Annotated in this window: 14 protein-coding genes and 1 riboswitch; of the genes, 6 read left to right on the plus strand and 8 right to left on the minus strand. The window is 59.8% G+C overall.

The window, feature by feature from the left end:
- Positions 1 to 7: 7 nt before the first annotated feature.
- The 3 genes from WBR25_RS20645 to trxA form a co-directional block, all read right to left on the minus strand.
- Positions 8 to 1,000: a hypothetical protein gene (locus WBR25_RS20645; protein ID WP_479749115.1), complete on the minus strand. Its 993-nt coding sequence runs from the start codon at positions 998 to 1,000 to the stop codon at positions 8 to 10.
- A 108-nt stretch (positions 1,001 to 1,108) separates the two neighbouring features.
- Positions 1,109 to 2,374 (minus strand): transcription termination factor Rho, encoded by a 1,266-nt coding sequence (rho, locus tag WBR25_RS20650; RefSeq protein ID WP_005339417.1) that lies wholly within the window; start codon positions 2,372 to 2,374, stop codon positions 1,109 to 1,111.
- A gap of 203 nt (positions 2,375 to 2,577) precedes the next feature.
- Positions 2,578 to 2,904 carry a thioredoxin TrxA gene (gene trxA / locus WBR25_RS20655; protein ID WP_005339416.1) on the minus strand — a complete coding sequence of 109 codons (327 nt, stop codon included), beginning with the start codon at positions 2,902 to 2,904 and terminating at the stop codon, positions 2,578 to 2,580.
- A 113-nt stretch (positions 2,905 to 3,017) separates the two neighbouring features.
- Here trxA and rhlB point away from each other — a divergent pair, with 113 nt between their 5' ends.
- From rhlB to WBR25_RS20670, 3 genes are read left to right on the plus strand one after another with little or no spacing between them, the layout of a single operon-like run.
- Positions 3,018 to 4,307, plus strand: coding sequence for an ATP-dependent RNA helicase RhlB (gene rhlB, locus WBR25_RS20660; protein ID WP_005339414.1), 1,290 nt, complete (start codon positions 3,018 to 3,020; stop codon positions 4,305 to 4,307).
- Positions 4,308 to 4,318: 11 nt separating this feature from the next.
- Positions 4,319 to 5,809: a guanosine-5'-triphosphate,3'-diphosphate diphosphatase gene (gene gppA / locus WBR25_RS20665; RefSeq protein ID WP_021229247.1), complete on the plus strand. Its 1,491-nt coding sequence runs from the start codon at positions 4,319 to 4,321 to the stop codon at positions 5,807 to 5,809.
- Between the two features lie 30 nt (positions 5,810 to 5,839).
- The gene (locus tag WBR25_RS20670) at positions 5,840 to 6,094 is read left to right on the plus strand and encodes a Rho-binding antiterminator (protein ID WP_479749118.1); all 255 of its coding nucleotides are present in this window, start codon (positions 5,840 to 5,842) and stop codon (positions 6,092 to 6,094) included.
- Between the two features lie 70 nt (positions 6,095 to 6,164).
- Here the strand turns inward: WBR25_RS20670 and WBR25_RS20675 are convergent, their stop codons facing one another.
- Positions 6,165 to 6,914, minus strand: coding sequence for a class I SAM-dependent methyltransferase (locus tag WBR25_RS20675; RefSeq protein WP_076493766.1), 750 nt, complete (start codon positions 6,912 to 6,914; stop codon positions 6,165 to 6,167).
- 76 nt (positions 6,915 to 6,990) lie between these two features.
- On the opposite strand from WBR25_RS20675, the gene WBR25_RS20680 reads away from it, so the two are divergent.
- The gene (locus tag WBR25_RS20680) at positions 6,991 to 7,731 is read left to right on the plus strand and encodes a substrate-binding periplasmic protein (RefSeq protein WP_479749120.1); all 741 of its coding nucleotides are present in this window, start codon (positions 6,991 to 6,993) and stop codon (positions 7,729 to 7,731) included.
- A 6-nt stretch (positions 7,732 to 7,737) separates the two neighbouring features.
- On the opposite strand, the gene WBR25_RS20685 is transcribed toward WBR25_RS20680, so the two are convergent.
- Positions 7,738 to 10,284, minus strand: a complete 2,547-nt coding sequence (locus WBR25_RS20685; protein WP_236269593.1) for a putative bifunctional diguanylate cyclase/phosphodiesterase — start codon at positions 10,282 to 10,284, stop codon at positions 7,738 to 7,740.
- Positions 10,285 to 10,491: 207 nt separating this feature from the next.
- Entirely contained in the window at positions 10,492 to 12,534 is a 2,043-nt protein-coding gene (gene prlC / locus WBR25_RS20690) for an oligopeptidase A (protein ID WP_338773163.1), read from the minus strand.
- 424 nt (positions 12,535 to 12,958) lie between these two features.
- Positions 12,959 to 13,044: riboswitch (cyclic di-GMP riboswitch) on the plus strand.
- Between the two features lie 54 nt (positions 13,045 to 13,098).
- Here prlC and WBR25_RS20695 point away from each other — a divergent pair.
- Positions 13,099 to 15,288 carry an immunoglobulin-like domain-containing protein gene (locus tag WBR25_RS20695; protein ID WP_479749122.1) on the plus strand — a complete coding sequence of 730 codons (2,190 nt, stop codon included), beginning with the start codon at positions 13,099 to 13,101 and terminating at the stop codon, positions 15,286 to 15,288.
- Between the two features lie 169 nt (positions 15,289 to 15,457).
- Positions 15,458 to 18,964: a YncE family protein gene (locus WBR25_RS20700; protein WP_479749124.1), complete on the plus strand. Its 3,507-nt coding sequence runs from the start codon at positions 15,458 to 15,460 to the stop codon at positions 18,962 to 18,964.
- A gap of 83 nt (positions 18,965 to 19,047) precedes the next feature.
- Here the strand turns inward: WBR25_RS20700 and hemB are convergent, their stop codons facing one another.
- Positions 19,048 to 20,064, minus strand: a complete 1,017-nt coding sequence (hemB, locus tag WBR25_RS20705; protein WP_005357271.1) for a porphobilinogen synthase — start codon at positions 20,062 to 20,064, stop codon at positions 19,048 to 19,050.
- Between the two features lie 3 nt (positions 20,065 to 20,067).
- Complete coding sequence (locus WBR25_RS20710) at positions 20,068 to 20,853, minus strand: TatD family hydrolase (RefSeq protein WP_479749126.1); 786 nt, start codon at positions 20,851 to 20,853, stop codon at positions 20,068 to 20,070.
- Positions 20,854 to 21,023 lie beyond the last annotated feature (170 nt).

Genomic DNA, 21,023 nt, shown 5'->3' on the forward strand with positions numbered 1-21,023 from the left:
TCACGCATTATAACCCTGGCTGCCCATCGGGTGTACCCGAATCGGGTAGCAGACTCGGTGCAATGGGTGGCATGTCACGCTGGCCAAGGCGTCTGGCCAGTGCAGAGAGCAGCTGGGGCTCGTCCACCTCCATCAACAGACCGGCTACCAGCGCCCCGTATTGACGGTTGGAGAGTTCCGCCAGCAAGTATTTCTGGGCTTGTGGCGGCAAGGGCGAGAGCGCGCTCAGCTGACGCAGGGCGGCCCCCTTCAACCCCTCGTTGCCACTGGCGGCAATCAGCAGATCGCTGGCAGCACTGCCGTGATGGAAGCGGTTGATGGTAGAGAGTGCACGCAGCGCATCCTGATCTGCCGGCCGCCGCCACAACATGCTATAGAGCGCCGGTTCCCCGGTGCGCTGCAACAGATGGAACAACAGATGATTGTCCGGCAGATAGATATTCTGGCTGGCCAGCACTTGCGCCTCCCGCATCCAGATCGGTTGCGGCAAGCTGTCGAGGGCCAACAACAGGGCTTGTTGCTGCATGGCGAGATCGGGGTTACTGCTGTAGTAGATGGACTTTAGCTGGAAGCTGCCCTGGGCAAGCTGCTGCCGATAGCGCTGCATCAGTGATTGCAGCTGCCACGCCCCCAGCAGCTGACGGGCCTGCGCGGCAAAATCATAGACAGGTTGCTGCACCAGAAAACCGTCGACCTGCTGCTCCATGAGCCACTCGGGTGCCTTGTCGGCCTGAGCCTCGACCCACTGTTGCAACGCAGGGGATGCAGGGGAGGTAGCGGGAATATCCCGCAGCAGTTGCAACAGCAGGAACTCCCGCCGCTCGCGACTCAGGGTCGCCAGCAGAGAGTCGATGGCTGCGAATTGCCCCTCCTGCAGACGGCCCGCCAGATAGCGCTGGTGCGTCTGCAACGTCTCGGCTGTCACCGCGACCGGTGCACTCTGCGCGCAGGCTGGCATTGCACTCAGCAACCCCAGCAATAACCAGAAAACAGGCTTCATGACGTCTCCATCCATGTGACATCGGGATCTCATACTACTAGGGCGACCGGAAAACAGATAAACAAAAACCGCGACCAGGGCCGCGGTTTCGTCATTTTCTGACCGGACTTACTTCTGCTGGCGCCGCATGGCGTCGAAGAACTCGTCGTTGGTCTTGGTCATCGCCAGCTTGTCGATGAGGAACTCGATACCGTCGATCTCGCCCATCGGGTGGACAATCTTGCGCAGGATCCACATCTTCTGCAGCTCGTCACCTGAGGTGAGAAGCTCTTCCTTACGGGTGCCTGAGCGAGTGATGTCGATGGCCGGGTAGACACGCTTCTCGGCAATCTTGCGCGAGAGGTGCAGTTCCATGTTGCCGGTACCCTTGAACTCTTCGTAGATAACCTCGTCCATTTTGGAACCGGTATCGATCAGCGCGGTAGCGATGATGGTCAGGCTGCCGCCCTCTTCAACATTACGCGCGGCGCCGAAGAAGCGCTTGGGACGGTGCAGGGCGTTGGCGTCCACACCACCGGTCAGTACCTTGCCGGATGACGGGATAACGGTGTTGTAGGCACGGGCCAGACGGGTGATGGAGTCCAGCAGGATCACCACATCTTTCTTGTGCTCGACCAGACGCTTGGCCTTCTCGATCACCATTTCGGCAACCTGAACGTGACGGGAAGCAGGCTCGTCAAAGGTGGAAGCGATCACTTCACCTTTTACCATGCGCTGCATCTCGGTCACTTCTTCCGGACGCTCGTCGATCAGCAGAACGATCAGTTCACAGTCCGGGTGGTTGTAGGCGATGCTCTGGGCGATGTTCTGCAGCAGCATGGTCTTACCGGCCTTGGGCGGCGCCACGATCAGGCCGCGCTGGCCTTTACCGATGGGGGATGCAAGGTCCAGTACACGGGCGGTGATATCTTCGGTAGAGCCATTACCCCGTTCCATACGCAGACGTTCGTTGGCATGCAGGGGGGTAAGGTTTTCAAACAGGATCTTGTTGCGGGAGTTTTCCGGACGGTCGTAGTTGACCTCGTTAACCTTGAGCAGTGCGAAGTAGCGTTCGCCCTCTTTCGGTGGCCGGATCTTGCCGGAGATGGTATCGCCGGTACGCAGGTTGAAGCGGCGGATCTGGCTCGGGGAGACGTAGATATCGTCAGGGCCAGCCAGATAGGAGCCGTCTGCACTGCGCAGGAAGCCGAAACCATCGGTCAGGATTTCCAGCACACCGTCGCCAAAGATATCTTCACCACCCTTGGCGTGCGCCTTGAGGATTGCAAAAATAATATCTTTCTTGTGCGCCCGAGCCAGATTTTCCAACCCCATGGATTCGCCAAGCTTGACCAGCTCGGACACAGGAGTGTTCTTTAATTCAGTCAGATTCATAGTGGTGAAAGTCTGTAAGCAAGGATTGAAATGAGGAGACAGTCTGCTGGATTGATGCTGATCGGATTTGATTGCCAGGCTGTGGTTAGCAAAGAGTCAGGCAAAAGGTTAGCAAACGAACGATAAACTAGCACCAATCGGGATGAGCGTCTAGGTGATAAAACAGAAGGAGCGCATTATTGCAATGCGCTCCTCTTTAATTATTACAGGTTGCCGTCCAGGAACTCTTTCAGCTGAGTCTTGGACAGTGCACCGACCTTGGTCGCTGCCACTTCGCCATTCTTGAACAGCAAGAGGGTCGGGATACCACGAATGCCGTACTTGGGCGGAGTATCAGAGTTATGGTCGATGTTCAGTTTGGCTACGGTCACGCGACCTTCGTACTCTTGGGCAACTTCTTCCAAGATCGGGGCAATCATCTTGCACGGACCACACCACTCGGCCCAGAAGTCGACCAGAACGGCGCCATCGGCTTTGATTACATCTGCCTCGAAGCTGGCATCGCTCAGCTGAACAATCTTGTCACTCATCTCCAACTCCAGTCAGTAATTAAGGCTTTATTGACATATCAACAAAGGCAATAGTTGCCCTATTTGAAATGATCCTGTTTATTATTGCAAGCCTAACCTGATAACCTACCGCCATGAGCAAAACACACTTAACGACCGACAAATTCGCCCAAATGGGCCTCGAACCCGAAGTTCTGGCTGGTCTGGAATCAAAGGGATTTCACTATTGCACGCCCATCCAGGCACTGTCTCTGCCACTGCTGGTAGAAGGTCATGACCTCGCCGGTCAGGCCCAGACAGGAACCGGCAAGACCATTGCCTTCCTGGCCGCGACATTCAACTATTTGCTGACTCACCCGCTGACCAAGCCCCGTCTGGTTAACCAACCCAGAGCCATCATCATGGCACCCACCCGGGAACTGGCAGTACAGATCTATAACGATGCCGACAGCATCGCCGCTTCTACCGGCTTGAAACTCGGCCTCGCCTACGGTGGCGAAGGTTACGACAAGCAGCTGGCCGTGCTGGAGCAGGGCGTCGACATCCTGATCGGCACCACCGGCCGCATCATCGACTACTTCAAGTCCAAGGTGATCGATCTGAGCAACATTCAGGTCGTGGTTCTGGACGAAGCGGATCGCATGTTCGATCTGGGCTTCATCAAGGACATCCGCTTTCTGTTCCGCCGCATGCCGCCCGCGACCGAGCGCCTGAGCATGCTGTTTTCCGCCACCCTCTCCCTGCGCGTGCAGGAGCTGGCCTACGAACACATGAACCACCCGGAACATGTGCAGGTAGAGCCGGAGCAGATGACCGGCGTGCGGATCAAGGAGGAGCTGTTCTACCCCTCCAACGAAGACAAGATGTTGCTGCTGCTCTCCCTGATGGAAGAGGAGTGGCCGGAAAAAGCGATCGTCTTCGCCAACACCAAGCATGTCTGTGAAGACGTCCATGCCTGGCTGGAAAACGACGGCCACCGAGTCGGTCTGCTGACCGGTGACGTGCCGCAGAAGAAGCGGATGAAGATCCTCGAGGATTTCACCAAGGGTGCGCTCGATATTCTGGTCGCCACCGACGTGGCCGCCCGTGGTCTGCACATCCCTGACGTGACCCACGTCTTCAACTATGACCTGCCCGACGACGCCGAAGACTATGTACACCGTATCGGTCGTACCGGTCGTGCCGGCAAGAGCGGTCACTCCATCAGCCTGGCCTGTGAAGACTATGCCTTCAACCTACCGGCCATCGAGGAGTACATCCACCACGCCATTCCGGTCAGTAAATATGATCGTGAAGCGCTGCTGGATGACGTGACCCCGCCGAAACGGGTGTTCCGCAACCGTCAGCCGGTGAACCGCAACATGCGGGATCGCCAGGGCGGTGGAAACAGCAACAACCGTCGTCGTCCGCCGCGCAAGAGCTAAGGACAGGCCCGTTGCACAACTCGCCTCTCTATGCCGCCATCGACCTCGGCTCCAACAGCTTTCATATGCTGGTGGTGCGCGAGGTCGCCGGAGCCCTGCGCACCGTCGCCAAGGTCAAGCGCAAGGTTCGCCTCGCAGCAGGGCTCGATCCGGAATTTCGTCTCAGCCGTGCCGCCATGGAGCGGGGCTGGGACTGTTTGCGTCTCTTCTCCGAACAGTTGCAGGACATTCCGGCCGACAATATCCGGGTGGTGGGCACCGCAACCCTGCGGCTTGCCACCAACGTCGACGAGTTCCTCAGCGAAGCTGAACGGGTACTCAACCACAGCATCGAGATCATCTCGGGCGAGGAAGAGGCCAAGACCATCTATGAAGGGGTCTCCTGGACCTCTGCCGGGGAAGGCAACCGGCTGGTGATCGACATCGGCGGTGCCAGTACCGAACTGGTGATTGGCGAACATAGCGAAGCAAAACTGCTCAACAGCCTGCACATGGGCTGCGTCACTTGGCTCAACAATCACTTTGGTGATGGCGAGCTCTCTGAAGCCCGTTTCGAGCAGGCGATTGCTGCCGCCAAGGCGGTGCTGGAGAAGGTGGCGGAAGATTACCGCATCCTCGGCTGGCGCACCTGCGTTGGCGCCTCAGGCACGGTACAGGCGCTGCAAGAGATCATGCTGGCGCAAGGGAAGAGCGAACGGGTCACCCTGCCGAAACTGCAGGAACTGATGGGTCAGGCCATCGCCTGCGGCAAGCTCGACCGGTTGCAGCTGGAAGGGCTGGCGGCCGAACGGCTGACCGTGTTCCCCTCCGGCCTCGCCATCCTGATTGCCATCTTCGAAACCCTCGATATCGAGAGCATGACCCTCGCGGGTGGCGCCCTGCGTGAAGGACTGATCTACGGTCTGCTGGGCAACAATCACGACTGTGATGCCCGGGATCGCACCGCCGACAGCCTGATCAGCCGCTATCAGCTGGATAAAGAGCACGCCGAACGGGTGCGCGATACCGCCGTCGAGGCGTTCAACCAGCTGCAACCGGCCTGGCGACTCTCCAAACGCTACGGTCGCCCGATCTTGCGTTATGCCGCCCTGCTGCACGAGATCGGCCTCTGTATCGAATACAAGAAGGCGCCGCAACACGCCGCCTACATCATCGACAACATCGATATGCCGGGCTTTACCCCTGCGCAAAAGAAGCTGTTGTCGGCCCTGCTGTTCAACCAGCGGGACGAATTCAAGCTGGAACCACTGGAGAAACAGGGTGCCGTCACCGGTCGTCAGGCGATCCGGCTGGCCCGTATCCTGCGCATCGCGCTGATCCTCTGCATGCGCCGCACCCAGGGCACAGTGCCCAGCTTCACCCTGCAGGCAGAAGAGGAGTCACTGACCCTGACCCTGCCCAAGGGCTGGATGGATGAACACTACCTGCGTGCCAGCGAGCTGCGCTTTGAAGTGGAACGCCAGCAGAAGATGGGCTGGCCGACCCGCGTACAGGAAGCCTGACTCAGCAACCTGCCTGTTTTGGAGCCGATCATGCCGGATTATCAACCCATCAGCTGCGATCTCTACGACTGGCTCGAAATTGCTGCCAGCTGGCAACTGCCGGTGACCCTCACCAGCCGCGATGATCACCAATGGGATGACAAGATCCGCACTATCGAAGCCAGCGAAGGGGTCGAGTATCTGTTGCTGCACAGTGGCGAGCGGCTCAGCCTCGCGGATCTGGCGACCCTGCGCCTAAACTGGCAAGGGGAAGATAAGCTGATCCGCTTCGCGCCAACCAACTGAATCCAGTAAGACAAAAGAGGGCCAACATGACGTTGGCCCTCTTTTTTGCATCCGCAACTCGCACTGGCTTTTAACCCGCAGCCAGCGCCGCCATTACGTAGACATCGAAGCGGTTGCTCTTGGTCTCGATAGCCATGCTGGGCTTCTGTTCGTTGAGCCAGCCGGCGTAGTCCGGCCGCTTCACCACCACCCGCTTCTCTGCCATTTGAAGCGCAGCTGGCAGCAGAGCATCCGCATCGAGATCCGGCCCCACCAGCGACTGGAATACCCGCATCTCTTTTTTCACCAGCGCCGACTTCTGCTTGTGGGGGAACATGGGGTCGAGGTAGATCACCTCTGGCCGCTCCGGCAGCGCCAGCAAGTTGTCCACCGCCGGGCCTTGCAGCAGGTGCATCCGCTCGCTGACCCAGGGGCCAATCTCGGGATCCTGTGCCGCCCGCGCCAGCCCGTCCTGCAACAGAGCAGCCACCACAGGGCTGCGTTCGATCAGGGTCACCTTGCAACCGAGGGAGGCGAGCACGAAGGCGTCGCGCCCCAGCCCGGCGGTGGCATCCACCACGGTCGGAGTGGCTCCGGCCTTGAGCCCCACCGCCTTGGCGATGGATTGACCGCGACCGCCACCAAACTTGCGACGATGTGCCACCGCCCCTTCCACGAAGTCCACATAGACGGCACCCAGCTTGGGCTCGTCCAGCTTGCGCAGTTCCAACCTTTCCGGGGTAAACACCAGGGCAAACTGGGGAAGGTCGAGCTGGGCAAGCTGGCTGGCCAGCGCGTCTGCCTGCGCGGCCTTGGCGGGATCTTCGAGGAGGATTTGCATGGTCTTTGGATGCGTTCTAAGTTCAGTGAACCGAGTGTACCACAGCCCCTTCAAGTCGCTGTAGGGAGGAAATCCCATGAACCTGTTCATTGCCCTGCTCCTCGCCGCCCAGAGCGGCACAAACCTGAAGGTCTGCGGCGTAGATTGGCCTCCCTTTTCCTATGCCGAACAGGGCAACCTGAAAGAGGGCATTTCGGTGGAGATCCATCAAGAGGTGGCGCGCCGCCTTGGCATGAATCTCACCCTGCTTGAACTGCCTTGGGGGCGCTGCGAGCAATATGTCAGCACCCAGCTGGCGGATGGCATTCTCGACAATGCCCCTCTCCCCGGTTGCTATCACTCTGACCTTGCCACCGCCTTCTATCCTCTGGCCGCCTATGTGCGTACCGACAGTCCGTTACAGAACTTCTCGTGGGAGATGGCCAAGGAGCTGAAAGTAGGGATGGTCAGGGGGTATGACTATACGGCCAAGATCAGGAACTTCACCGGCTGGGAGCCCATCAAGGTTCACTCCGACAAACAGCTGCTACTGATGCTGGAAAAGAGCCGGGTCGATATGATCATCCTGGACTACTTCTCTGCCCCCATTCTGTCGAGGGAGCAGGACGTCAGGATCCGCGCCCTCACCCCCTTTATCGATTCCACGCCGCTCTACCTCTGTTTTGGCAAACAGAAGGCTGACCTGCTGCCTGCCTACAACAAGACGCTGCAACAGATGCAGGATGAGGGAGTACTGGATCGCATCTATTTGCGCTATCTCGGCGAGGATTACCGGACATTGAAAACTAAACAGGAACAGATGACATCGAAGGAGTAAGCGCCACTAGCTGATCTGCAGAAACATCCCTTTGTCATTGAGCTGCAGATATTCGGTGAGATCGTCATAGGCCAGCGGGCGGCTGAGCAGATAACCCTGAGTGAAGGCACACCCCTTCTGGCAGAGGAAGTTGAGCTGCTCGCGGGTCTCAACCCCCTCGATCACCACCTGCATGCCCAGGTTGTGCACTATGTTGATGATGCCGTCGAGCAGCATCCGATCCTGCTCGTTGAAGGGGATATGGCGCACGAAGGAGCGGTCGATCTTGACCAGATCGACCGGGAAGGTGCGCAGATAGTTGAGCGCCGAGTAGCCGGTACCGAAATCGTCGATGGCCAGCTTGCAACCTGCCTCGCGCAGGGCATCGATCCGCACCCTGTGCTGATCGCTGCTCTCCATCAGCAGAGATTCGGTGATTTCGATGACGATGTCGGCAGGATCGAGCCCGAAGTGCTGGATCACCTTAAGCCACTCGCTCGCCTCGGGGTCAATGGTCTGGAACTCCATGGTGGAGCGGTTGATCGACATCTGCAGATCCGGGAAACCGGACTGCTGTAATCGCGCCAGATCCCGGCACGATTGCCACAATACCAGTGCACCCAGCCCCTGAATCAATCCCGCCTCTTCCGCCAGCGGAATAAACTCGGCAGGGGATACCTGCCCCCAGTGGGGGTGATACCAGCGCACCAGCGCCTCCAGCTTGGCGACCCGTCCGCTGCGGTTGTCCCAAATCGGCTGGTAGGCCATGGTCAGCTGCTCCAGCTTGATCGCTTCGGCCAAATCCTGCTGCATCTGGTGGCGCTGGCGCACCTCTTCCCGCATGGATGAGCAGTAGGCACCGAGCAACCTTCCCTGCCGCTTGGCCGCAAACAGCGCCTGTTCGGCATTGCGCAGCAGCTCGTCGCTCTCGCTGCCATCGACCGGACAGAGAGTCATGCCGATGGTCGCGGTCACATAGAGATGCTGGTTGGCCAGCATAAAGGGGCGGGCGAAACTGCCGATCACCTGCTTGGCAAACACCTCGGCCTGACGGCGGGTGACGATGCCGGGCACCAGAAACGCGAACTCATCGCCACCGATGCGGGCCACCAGATCTTCGGTGCGCACCCGGCTCACCAGCCGATCCGAGACCTCCCGCAGCAGGGCATCGCCAGCATGGTGATCCATGCTGTTGTTGACCGCCTTGAAGTTGTTGAGGTCGAGCACCATGAGCGCGAAGCGCTCGCCCCGCTCGCAGAAGCGGGTGAGGCAGCGGCCAAACAGCCAGCGGTTGGGCAGGCTGGTGAGGTTGTCGTAGTTGGCCTGGGTCGCGATCTTCTGCTCGGCCACTTTGGTCTGGGAAAGATCGCTGAAAATGGCGATATATTGCTGGATTTTGCCGGCTTCGCGCAGGGTGCTGATCATCAGCTGCTGCGGATAGAGCTTGCCGTTCTTGCGCTTGTTCCACACCTCGCCACGCCACACCCCCACCCGCTCCAGCGCGTGGTACATGTCGGCATAGAAGGTCTGATCGTGCAGCCCGGACTTGAGCATGCTGGGACGCTGGCCCCGCACCTCGTCGCTGCTGTAGCCGGTGATCTGCTCGAAGGCCGGGTTGACCGAGATGATGCGGCTGTCGGCATCGCACACCAGAATCGCTTCGGAGAGGTTGTCGTAGACCCGGTGGGAGAGCTTGAGCTGCTCCGCATGGCGCTTGAGGGGATCGATATTCTCCAGCAGCACCATCAGGTAGTCCGGCTGCTGCTGCTCGTCGCGGATCAGGGTGACAGTCACCCGCCCCCACAGGATCTCGCCCCCCTTGCAGAAGTAGCGCTTCTCTTGGGTGAAACTGCTGCGCTCGCCGCGCCGGATCTCTTCGTAGCACTCAAGGCTGCGCTGCCAATCCTCCGGGTGATTGATGTCGGAGATGGAGCGATGAAGCAGCTCGTCGAGGGGATAACCCAGCATCTTCTCGATGGCCGGGTTGGCCCAGAGAATGCGGCCGGTGAGATCGAGCTTGCCGATCCCCACCGGGGCCTGAAACAGCATGCTCTGCAGCACATGGGGGGTATCAGGCAAGAGTTGCGGCAGCTGGCGTTGCAGCATCAGCGCCAGTTCGCGACCGGCCAGCGGCCCCAGCAACCGGAGCAGCCCCATCACCTTGGTCATATTGGCCTGCGGCTGACGATAGAGCAGGCAGCAGATGCCTATGGTCTCGCCATCCGCATCCTTGAGGGCGATCCCGGCGTAGGCCTGGGCCTGCCACGCATCGGCAAGCGGCATCGCGGGGAACAGCTGCAACAGACGATCGCTGAACCAGGCTTCCCCCTCCTGCCAGGTAATGGCATCGGGAGAGTCAGTGATTGGCAGCGTCAGGGTATCGGGGTCAAGAGAGGAGGGATGGGCAGCCTGAACCGTCAGGTGGGTAGCATTTGATTCCCTGCTGGCGATCAGGACGACATCAGCCATCACAGCAGCGGCGATTTCACTCACAAAGGTATCGAAATATCCCTGGCCGCTCGAATGAGCCAGACTTGAGATGATTTGATAGACGGAATCGAGTGCTCGCCTCATGGCAAGTGGCTTTCTCTCCTTGAAGGTTAGAACACGACTCTACTGAAGAGCCGTGGGCAGTGCAAATATGCAATCAGCAAGATATTAAAAAGCCTTGAAAAAAGGGACCAAAAGGTCCCTTTTTGTCGCAGAAATCACGACTCGATCCCACTATGCCGCAAAACAGTGTACCTGCTTGAAGCTCACACAGGCGGCGGGTCAGGAATCTCAGGCAGCGATCCCGCTGTGTCGCAACAGTGCATCCACCTTGGGCTCACGACCACGGAAGGCTCGGAACAGCTCCATCGGCTCCTTCGAGCCCCCCTTCTCCAGAATATTCTTCAGGAAGGATTGGCCGGTGGCCGGGTTGAAGATCCCCTCCTCCTCGAAGCGGGAGAAGGCATCGGCAGAGAGCACCTCGGCCCACTTGTAGCTGTAGTAGCCCGCCGCATAGCCGCCCGCGAAGATGTGGGAGAAGCTGTGCTGGAAGCGATTGAACGCCGGTGGCGTCATCACTGCTACCTGACTGCGTACCTCATCCAGCAGCGCCGGAAGCTGCGCCGGATTGGCCGGGTCAAACTCCTGATGGAGACGGAAGTCGAACAGGGCGAACTCCAGCTGGCGCAGCATCTGCATGGCGGCCTGGAAGTTGCGGGCGGTCAGCATCTTCTCCAGCAGATCGGCAGGCAGCGGCTCGCCGGTCTCGTAGTGGCCGGAGATAAAGGCCAGCGCCTCGGACTCCCAGCACCAGTTCTCGAGGAACTGGCTCGGCAGCTCCACCGCATCCCACGCCACGCCGTTGATACCGGCGACACCGGCCACATCGATGCGGGTCAGCATGTGGTGGATGCCGTGGCCAAACTCGTGGAACAGGGTGACCACTTCGTTGTGGGTGAACAGCGCCGGTTTGCCATCCACCGGGCCGTTAAAGTTACAGGTCAGGTAGGCCACCGGTTTTTGCAGCGAGCCATCCTGACGGTAGCGACGGCCCAGACAAACATCCATCCAGGCCCCGCCCTGCTTGTGCTCGCGGGCGTAGAGGTCGAGATAGAAGCTGCCGCGCAGCTCGTCGTCGGCATCGAAGATGTCGTAGAAGCGCACGTCCGGATGCCAGGTGTCGATGCCGAGACGCTCGCGCACCTTCATGCCGAACACCCGCTTCACCACCTCGAACAACCCCTTCACCACCTTGCTGGCGGGGAAGTAGGGGCGCAGCTGCTCGTCGGAGATGGAGAACTTGTGCTGTTTGAGCTTCTCGGCGTAGTAGGCGAGATCCCAGGCGGCCAGCTCGCTCTGACCGTGTTGTTCGGCGGCGAAGGCGCGGATCTCCTCCAGCTCGGCCTTGCCTTGCGGCAGGGATTTGGCCGCCAGATCGGTGAGGAAGCTCACCACCTGTTCGGTCTTGTCCGCCATCTTGGTGGCCAGGGAGAGCTCGGCATAGTTGGCGAACCCCAGCAACTGAGCCAATTCTCGGCGCAGGGTGAGCAGCTCGCTCATGATGGCGGAGTTGTCCCACTTGCCCGCATTGGGGCCCTGATCGGAGGCGCGAGTGGTGAAGGCTTCGTACATCTCGGCCCGCAGCTCGCGGTTGTCCGCGTACATCATCACCGGCAGGTAGGAAGGGATATCCAGCGTGAACAGCCACCCCTCTTTGCCTTTAAGTTCCGCCATCTGACGGGCAGCGGCACGCACGCTGTCGGGCAGACCGGCCAGCTCGGCTTCATCGGCCACCAGCTTGTGCCAGCCTTGGGTCGCATCCAGCACGTTGTTGCTGAAACGGGAGGCCAGCTCGGAGAGGCGGGCCTGAATTTCGCCGTAACGCTGCTGCGCCTCGGCAGGCAGACCGATACCGGAGAGGCGGAAGTCACGCAGGGTATTCTGGATCTCCTTGCGCTGGGCACCGCTCAGCAGCGGAAAATCATCGCTCTCGGAGAGGGCCAGATAGGCCTGATAGAGCCCTTCATGCTGACCGACATAGGTCTGGAATTCGGAGAGCAGCGGCAGGCAGGCGTCATGGGCCTCGCGCAGCGCTTCGCTGTTGAGTACGGAGTTGAGGTGGCTGACCGGTGACCAGATCCGTGACAGGCGGTCATTTACCTCTTCCAGCGGGGCAATCAGGCTATCCCAGGTATGGGGATCACGCTGGGCCAGCACATCGCTGATCTTCTGCTTGCAGTCAGCAATAGCCTGAATCACGGCAGGCTGAACCTGCTCCGGCTTGATCTGGCTGAAAGGGGGCAGCGAATCCATTGTCAGCAAAGGGTTATTCATCCCGGTTACCTCTTGTTTGGTCTTGAACAGACCGCTTTAGCAGCTCTGTATGGCTTTCTAACATGTGGCCAAGCCACGCAATAATCAAGCGGGAATCCACCTCTCGGCACTGTTTTCCCCTCTTTGTGAGCTCAAACACCTCTCTGCCAGATACTGGACGGCAACAGCATGAATAATCGGTACTTTTTTGCTCTTTTTGCGGCTTTTTCAACTCTCGAACCACAAGGGAGCAGACCAAATCCAATCGACAAAAGAGTAGGTTACAGCGGCCTATCACCGGCCCTTTCCATGCTTGGAAAATAACCAATCAACAAGTTAATAACCAAAACAAATCATACACATACGTTGATTAATTTATTTTTAAGTGCATATCATAAGCAGCCTGTTACTCAGGTCACTTGATTCTCTGTGCTGCACAGAAATCGGGTGAAAAAGGCAAAGTGACCCGAAAGGGCGCGACGCAAAGCCACCGGTCTAAGGGAAAACACCTATGACAGCGGGGCTGCCCCCGGGAGCGTTCGGCCATAGCTGTACGCTCCGTTTGTACTGTATGGAGATATCAAGATGAACAAATTGAAGTTATCCCTGCTGGGCTGTCTGCTCGGCATGGGCGCCCCCATGGCATATGCCGCCAGTGCCGGTCAGGCGATGGTCAACCCCCAGTCCGGCGTAGTGGTCGGCTATTGGCACAACTGGTGTGACGGCTCGGGCTACAAGGGCGGTATCGCCCCCTGCGTCAAGCTCGATCAGGTCAACCCGCAATACAACGTGGTCGATGTCTCCTTCATGAAGGTCTATGGCAGCGATCCCATCCCCACTTTCAAACTCGACCCGGCCATCGGCATGAGCGAAAGCCAGTTTATAGAGCAGATCGCCGAGCTGAACCGTCAGGGCCGTGCCGTGCTGCTGGCGCTGGGCGGTGCCGATGCACACATCGAGCTGCGCAAGGGTCAGGAGCAGGCCTTTGCCGACGAGATCATCCGTCTGGTGGAGACCTATGGCTTCGACGGGCTGGATATCGACCTGGAACAGGCCGCCATCACCGCCGCCGACAACCAGACCGTGATCCCGGCGGCCCTGCGTCTGGTCAAGGATCACTACCGCGCCCAGGGGAAAAACTTCCTCATCACCATGGCGCCGGAGTTCCCCTATCTGACCCAGACTGGCGCCTACATCCCCTATATCCGCAATCTGGAAGGGTACTACGACTGGATCAACCCTCAGTTCTACAACCAGGGTGGCGACGGTATCTACATCGATGGTATCGGCTGGATTGCCCAGAACAACGATGCCCTGAAAGAAGAGTTCATCTACTACATGGCGGATTCGCTGAGCAACGGAACCCGCGGCTTCTACAAGATCCCCCATGACAAGCTGGTGTTCGGCATTCCGACCAACATTGACGCCGCCGCCACCGGCTATGTGCAGGATCCGCAGAAGCTCTACAACGCCTTCAACCGCCTGAAGAGCGAGGGGCAACCGCTGCGTGGCGTGATGACCTGGTCCATCAACTGGGACATGGGCCGCAACGCCGCCGGTCAGTCCTACAACGAATCCTTCATCAAGAGCTACGGCCCCTTCATCCACGATCAGGAGATCACGCCGCCGGTCGACAACGGCAAGCCGGTGTTCAGCGGCCTGAGCGATACCCGCATCAAGCAGGGTACCGCCTTTGATCCGCTGGCCGGTGTCAGCGCCAACGACAAGGAAGATGGCGACCTGACTGGCCAGATCCAGGTAGAAGGCTCGGTAGACAGCCAGCGCATCGGCCTCTACCCCCTCACCTACAAGGTGAGCGATCGCGACAACAACGTCACCGAGCAGGTACGTACCATCGAGGTCTACAGCATGAAGCCGGTGTTCAGCGGTGTCACCGACACCACGCTGGAGCTGGGTACCGCTTTCGATCCGATGACCGGCGTCAGCGCCCATGATGAAGAAGATGGCGACCTGACCGCCCAAATCAAGGTCAGCGGCAACGTCGATAGCAGCAAGGTCGGCCGCTACACCCTTACCTATCAGGTGAGCGACAGCGCCGGTCAGCAGGTAACCCAGCAGCGCAACGTGACCGTCAGGGAGCAGGGCGCCGTCTGTGAAAACAGCTGGGATGCCAAGAAGGTCTACGTGGGTGGCGACATCGTCAGCCACAACGGCAAGAACTGGCTGGCAGGCTGGTGGACCCAGAACGAAGAGCCGGGCACCACGGGTGACTGGGGCGTCTGGCGCGTACAGGGCGACAGCGACTGCGGCGGCACAACGCCCCCCGCCGAAGGCAGCAGCGACTTTACCGTCAGCGCCATGGCGAGCGAGTACACCATAGTCAACGGTCAGGTCAGCATCCGCTTCAACCTGACCACCGCCAACCCGGTACAGATCACCGCAACTCTGGAGCAGAGCGGCCACAGCCACGGTACCACCAGCAGCCAGGTGAACGGCACCAGCACCCTGGTACTGCTGGGCAGCAATGTCACCGATGGCAGCTACGACGTGGTGATCACCGGTCTGGCAGATGGCCAGCAGCCGGTGGTACAGCGCTTCCCGGTTGCGCTGACCGAAGAGAACAGCGGCGGTGGCGAAGGTGACTACCCGGCCTATGCCCCCAACACCAGCTATCAGGCTGGTGATCGGGTCAGCAATGCCGGTGGCAACTACGAGTGCAAACCCTGGCCCTACAGCGGCTGGTGTAGCGGCTCGACCAGCCACTATGCACCGGGTACCGGCAGCGCCTGGAGCGATGCCTGGATCAAGCTCTGACCTTGCCCCAACCACTAACGGGGGCTGACAGGCCCCCGCCCATATCCTGCCCGTCGGCCACGCTGCCGATGGGCAGGATGCACTGACCCGGACGGGTTAGCCCCTCTCTTTTACATGCTTGCCAACCACCAAAAAAACATCCAACAACAACCAAGATAAGGAAATCACCATGCCAAGAACCACCAAGCTTGCCACCCTGCTCGGTTTGCTGCTGTCGGCCCATGTCGTGGCCGATGAGCGCGAACAAGCCTATTTCAAACAAACCTATCAGGAGCACTACGAGCAGATGACGGCGCTCCTCGCCGCGCTGCATCAGAGTGCGGCTGACGAGCAGAATGTGATCATCAAGGATGGCAAGCGCCACCTTGCCATCAACGGCCTGCTCTACCCGCTGACGGCGGATAACCACATCCTGTTCGATCTGCCCAAACCCCACTTTTTCGACGAAACAGCCATTCGTAACGTCTTTGATTTCTTCGATGAGGAGTGGGAGCTGACCTGGTACGACGGTGGGGTCGTAGCGGTCAACAAGCGCTTTGGCAACTATGACTACGGCAACGGCTGTCTGCTGGAGTACTTCCCCCACGGCCAGATCCAGAATGGCGAACGCACCCGGGTGGTGATGGAGACCAGCTCCTGCAGCGTCAACTCGTTTGCCACCTCGCTGCAATATATGGACAAAGGCGAGGAGCTGGCGGCCGACCAGCTGGGGCTGGACGCCAGCCTGATCACGGCGGTCGAGCGCTATCAGGATCGGCTCTATGTCAGCCAGAACGGCAATCCGGGCCATGTGGCCATTATCGATATCCCGAGCCGCCAGCAGATTGGCGAGATCCGCGGCACCGAAACCGGCAATGCCACGGCCTACAACCAGGTCAGTGAACTGTTTGTCCGGAACAACCTGCTCTACGTGGTCTCGCGCTACTCGCACCGGGTCGATATCTTCGATCTGGCCGACGAGCATCGCCATGTCACCACCCTGGGAACCGGTCGGGATTCCGGCAGCAACAGCCTGCACCGAGCCCAAGCAGTCTTTGCCAATCAGGATTACGTGCTGGTGGCCGATGCGCTGAGCGAGATCAAGGTCTACCGCCAGCAGGATGTGACGCCGGAGAACAGCCTCAAGACCCCCATCGCCGGTCGGCTCGCCTTTGAAGGAAAATACAGCCACCGTCTGGTGCAACTCCATCAGGTGGGTGACTATCTGCTGGCCCACACCGCCGGCAAAAACTACTACATCTATGACTTGCGCAAACTGGCTGATGCCATCGCCAGCAACACACCGCTGGCGCCTGAGCAGGTGATCGCTGACAGCAATCTGCAAAAAATCGACATGGATGGCGATCGGCTGGTGGTGAACTTCAAGGACCGCATCGAGTGGCATGATGTCGATACCCTGATCGCCAACGACTTTCAGTTCAAGAACCCGACCTTTACTGTCCGGGAGATCAACCGGCAGCCCGTGGCGGCACTGAAAGATCTCCAGCTGGCGGGCTCGGCGCTTGTCACCGCCAACGAACGCGGCCTGGGTTTCAACCAGCTGCTGAGCAAGGAGATCAGCTTCACGGCCGACGAGCAGTTGCCGGCTCGCCCGCTGATCTTCGATCAGCTGATGCCGGCCGCAGTCAGCTACATACTGCGCAATGATGAACCCTACGAGGTGTTGATCGATCGCGCCCAGCGTTCGGTCAATATCAATTCGCTGGTCAAGACCGAGCTGCTTGATAACGACACGGTGCGCATCACCAACTATGCCGCCAGAGAGCTGCATGACATCAATATCGAGTCACGCCTGAACGGTATCAACAAGTGGCTGATCCTGGGCCAGCTCGATCGCCTGCCCGCCTATGCCCAAATCACCCTACCACTGACCGCCTTTGGCGAGCAGGGACGCTTCAACAGCGCCAGCCGCGATGGCGTGTTTGATCTCAACAACCTGCTCGACAACAGCATCAATCTGCCTGCCCAGTTCGAGCACAGGTTCAGCTCCAACTCGGATCCGTTTGCCCAGAAGCTGGCACGCCTCAAGCCAAGCTGGAACGTGCGCTTCGCCACCAACACCAGCGGCTCCTGGCGCCCCATCAACGCCCTCTACGCCCGCGAGTGGCTGATCATCGCCACCAACCTGGCCTACATGGTCTCGACCGAGGAGTTCAAACACGTCTGGTACAACTTCAAGGCGGTGAACGGCTACGAGATGTTCGGCAATGGCGGCAACAGCTATGTGCCGAGCGGGATCTTTACGGCAGCCGATTATGACTACTACTACCACAGCCTGATGAAGCGCCCCTACCTCAACCTGGGGATCACCGCCATGGGGGGCGGGCTCGGGAGTGGTGGCATCACCGGGGTCGATACCTTTAACTTTGTCAGCCACTACTACGGCGGCTGGGGCATCATTGCCCACGAATTTGGCCACGGCTTCGATGGGAAGTCCTACAGCCATGAGAGCGCGTTTGCCCGTGGCAGCCACGGCTGGCATCCCCTGATGACGGGCATGGCCAACTACCATATCCGCAAGGGCGACCTGCCCTATCTGGACGATGATCTCAATGGCTTCCACAAGCCGGAAAACGACATCTATCGCTACAACTCGGTCAGTCAGGGGGCTCGCAAGCACCGCGCTGACAGCCACATGTACTATACCGACCACTACTTCATGCAATTCTCCACCATGCCGCAAGGCTGGGTAGCCAACGGCAGCGACTTCAGTGCCGGGCAGCTGGCGGCCCTGAACAATCAGGAACGACTGCTGATGGGCTGGATCCCCAAGGAGTCGGAGAAACGCAATCTCTGCCGGTTCACCTTCCAGGATGGCGAGCAGTACTACGGCTACGTCGAACAGCAGGCTGATGGTCTGCTCTGTGATGCCGGTTCCCTGATCCGCTATCGTCAGCCCGATGGCCAGTTTGTGCCGCTGGTCTCGGCCATCAACCAGTTTGACTGGCTGTCACTCCACCACAAGGGCAAGCTGGACCAGCCAGTGCTGCACCAGAATGGTCGCCAGCTCTGCTACAAGAATGTGGCGGGCTTTTACGGTATCGGCTTCGTCAATGACAACAAACAGTGCACCCAGTTGCCCAACGTCTATCAGACCAATGGCAAGCACTGGCTGACCAGCTCCGGCTGGACCGGTCTGACCTACCTGAGCGGAGACTTCATCCTGCCCACTACCGGTAGCAGCAGTGACTTCACCGTCACCGACCTGGCGTCTGAATATTCCATCGTTAACGGCGCGCTCGACTTCAGCCTGACGCTGACCACCGCCAACCCGGTGACCGTCACCGCGACCCTGTTGCAGGATGGCAATCCGGTCGCTACCGGCAGCGCTCTGATAGATGGTCAGGGTTCCCTGCAGCTGACGCAGTCAGGCCTAGCGGCCGGCAGTTACGAGCTGTTGCTGGCGGGCATGGCGGAGGGGAGCAAGCAGGGCTTCGAGCGCCGCTTCACCCTGACGTTGGTGGAACAGGCTCCAGGTGGTGACAGTGACGGTGGTAACGGCAGCTACCCGGCCTATGTTGCGGGCACCGCTTATCAGAGTGGTGAACGGGTCAGCAATGCCGGTGGCGACTACGAGTGCAAACCCTGGCCGTACAGCGGCTGGTGTGGCGGCTCGACCAGCCACTATGCCCCGGGTACCGGCAGCCACTGGAGCGATGCCTGGACCAAGCTGTAATCAGCCGCTCGTGACCAAAAGAGAGCCATAACGACAGAGGGGGAGCCATCGGCTCCCCCTCTCGTTTCTCTCTTCAACCCGGCTTAACGGGCATCTTCCTTCAGCCACTGCGCCACGCGCTTGGCGAAGTAGGTGAGGATGCCATCGGCCCCGGCCCGCTTGAAGCAGAGCAGGGACTCCATGATGGTCTCCTTCTCTTTCAGCCAGCCGTTCTGGATCGCTGCCATGTGCATGGCGTACTCGCCGCTCACCTGATAGGCGAAGGTCGGCACGCCGAACTGATCCTTCACCTGACGAACCACGTCCAGATAGGGCATACCCGGCTTGACCATCACGCTGTCGGCCCCTTCCTGAATATCCAGCGCCACTTCGTGCAGGGCTTCGTTACTGTTGGCCGGATCCATCTGATAGGTGGCCTTGTTGCTCTTGCCGAGGTTGCCGGCAGAGCCAACCGCATCGCGGAACGGGCCGTAGTAGCAGGAAGCGTACTTGGCGGAGTAGGCCATGATCTGGGTGTTGATGAAGCCGTTCTCTTCCAGCGCGGCGCGGATGGCACCGATGCGGCCATCCATCATGTCGGACGGCGCGACTATATCGACCCCGGCTTCGGCGTGGGAGAGCGCCTGCTTGATCAGGATCTCGGTGGTGATGTCGTTCAGCACATAGCCTTCGTCATCGATGATGCCGTCCTGACCGTGGGTGGTGAACGGATCGAGCGCCACGTCGGTGATGACCCCGAGCTCTGGGAAGCGAGCCTTGAGGGCGCGCACGGTGCGCTGGGCCAGCCCGTTCGGGTTGTAGGCCTCTTCCGCCATCAGGCTCTTGCTCTCCAGCGGGGTCACCGGGAACAGGGCGATGGCAGGCACGCCCAGCTCCACCAGCTCGGCAGCCTCTTCCAGCAGCAGATCGATGGAGAGACGCTCCACCCCCGGCATGGAGGGAACGGCTTCCCGACGGTTCTCCCCCTCCAGCACGAACACCGGATAGATGAGATCGTTGACGGTCAGTACGTTCTCGCGCACCAGACGACGGCTGAAATCATGTTTGCGCAGACGGCGCAGGCGGCGGCCCGGAAAGGCGCCCGGAAGAGTTGTAGCCATGAATCACTCCTGGAGAGGAAGTTGGAAGAACGCGGCGGAGGTGGCCCGGGTGTGGGCCAGCAAGGCCTCGGGCGCTTCACCACGACAGGCCGCCACCACCTGGGCGATGTGCGGCAAAAAAGCGGGTTCGTTGCGTTTCGGGCGCGGTTTCAGATCCCGCGGCACCAGATAGGGGGCATCGGTCTCGATCATCAGCCGACCGGCCGGAATGCGGGCTACCTGTTCGCGCAGCAGCTGACCACGGCGCTCGTCGCAGAGCCAGCCGGTCACCCCGATATGCAGCCCCAGCGCCAGACACTCGTCCAGCTCCTCATCGGAACCGGTAAAGCAGTGCAGCACGGCTCCCGGCAGCTTCGGCAACCAGGGGCGGAGGATCTCGATAAAACGGGCGTGCGCATCTCGACAATGCAGAAACACCGGCATCCCAAGCTCGGCGGCCAGTGCCAGCTGGGCGTCGAACACAGCGTCCTGCACCGGACGGGGTGAGAAGTCGCGGTTGTAGTCGAGGCCGCACTCGCCAATAGCCACCACCTGCGGCAGCGCCGCCAGCTCACGCAGGGCGGGCAGGGTCGCCTCATCGATACTCCTGGCATCGTGAGGATGCACCCCGGCGGTGGAGAAGCAGTAGCCCGGCCAGCGGGCGGCCAACCCGGCGCTCTCGCGGCTGCCAGCCAGATCGGTACCGGTGAGGATCAGCGCTTCCACTCCGGCGGCGCGGGCACGGGCCACCAGCTCAGGCTGTTCACCGGCGAACTGGCTGCTGGTCAGGTTTAAACCGATATCGATCATGGAATGAGACGTTCCGAACAAAAGGAATACATATCAGGTATTTGAAAACCATCTACCGAATGGGGTCTTACCATACGCCTCGAATGGGAGCATGAAAAGAGGAAGGGAGCCTCAGCTCCCCTCGCTCTGCTATTCCTGCGGACTTCGTCATCCTCTCGCCGTCCGGCAAA

Source organism: Aeromonas sp. MTB, from assembly GCF_056632455.1.

Excerpts from the sequence above, each read along its gene's own strand:
- rhlB (WP_005339414.1), top strand. The coding sequence starts at position 3,018 with ATGAGCAAAACACACTTAACGACCGACAAATTCGCCCAAATGGGCCTC.
- WBR25_RS20675 (WP_076493766.1), bottom strand. The coding sequence starts at position 6,914 with ATGCAAATCCTCCTCGAAGATCCCGCCAAGGCCGCGCAGGCAGACGCG.
- trxA (WP_005339416.1), bottom strand. The coding sequence starts at position 2,904 with ATGAGTGACAAGATTGTTCAGCTGAGCGATGCCAGCTTCGAGGCAGAT.
- rho (WP_005339417.1), bottom strand. The coding sequence starts at position 2,374 with ATGAATCTGACTGAATTAAAGAACACTCCTGTGTCCGAGCTGGTCAAG.
- WBR25_RS20670 (WP_479749118.1), top strand. The coding sequence starts at position 5,840 with ATGCCGGATTATCAACCCATCAGCTGCGATCTCTACGACTGGCTCGAA.
- WBR25_RS20645 (WP_479749115.1), bottom strand. The coding sequence starts at position 1,000 with ATGAAGCCTGTTTTCTGGTTATTGCTGGGGTTGCTGAGTGCAATGCCA.
- hemB (WP_005357271.1), bottom strand. The coding sequence starts at position 20,064 with ATGGCTACAACTCTTCCGGGCGCCTTTCCGGGCCGCCGCCTGCGCCGT.
- prlC (WP_338773163.1), bottom strand. The coding sequence starts at position 12,534 with ATGAATAACCCTTTGCTGACAATGGATTCGCTGCCCCCTTTCAGCCAG.
- WBR25_RS20710 (WP_479749126.1), bottom strand. The coding sequence starts at position 20,853 with ATGATCGATATCGGTTTAAACCTGACCAGCAGCCAGTTCGCCGGTGAA.
- WBR25_RS20680 (WP_479749120.1), top strand. The coding sequence starts at position 6,991 with ATGAACCTGTTCATTGCCCTGCTCCTCGCCGCCCAGAGCGGCACAAAC.
- WBR25_RS20685 (WP_236269593.1), bottom strand. The coding sequence starts at position 10,284 with ATGAGGCGAGCACTCGATTCCGTCTATCAAATCATCTCAAGTCTGGCT.
- WBR25_RS20700 (WP_479749124.1), top strand. The coding sequence starts at position 15,458 with ATGCCAAGAACCACCAAGCTTGCCACCCTGCTCGGTTTGCTGCTGTCG.
- WBR25_RS20695 (WP_479749122.1), top strand. The coding sequence starts at position 13,099 with ATGAACAAATTGAAGTTATCCCTGCTGGGCTGTCTGCTCGGCATGGGC.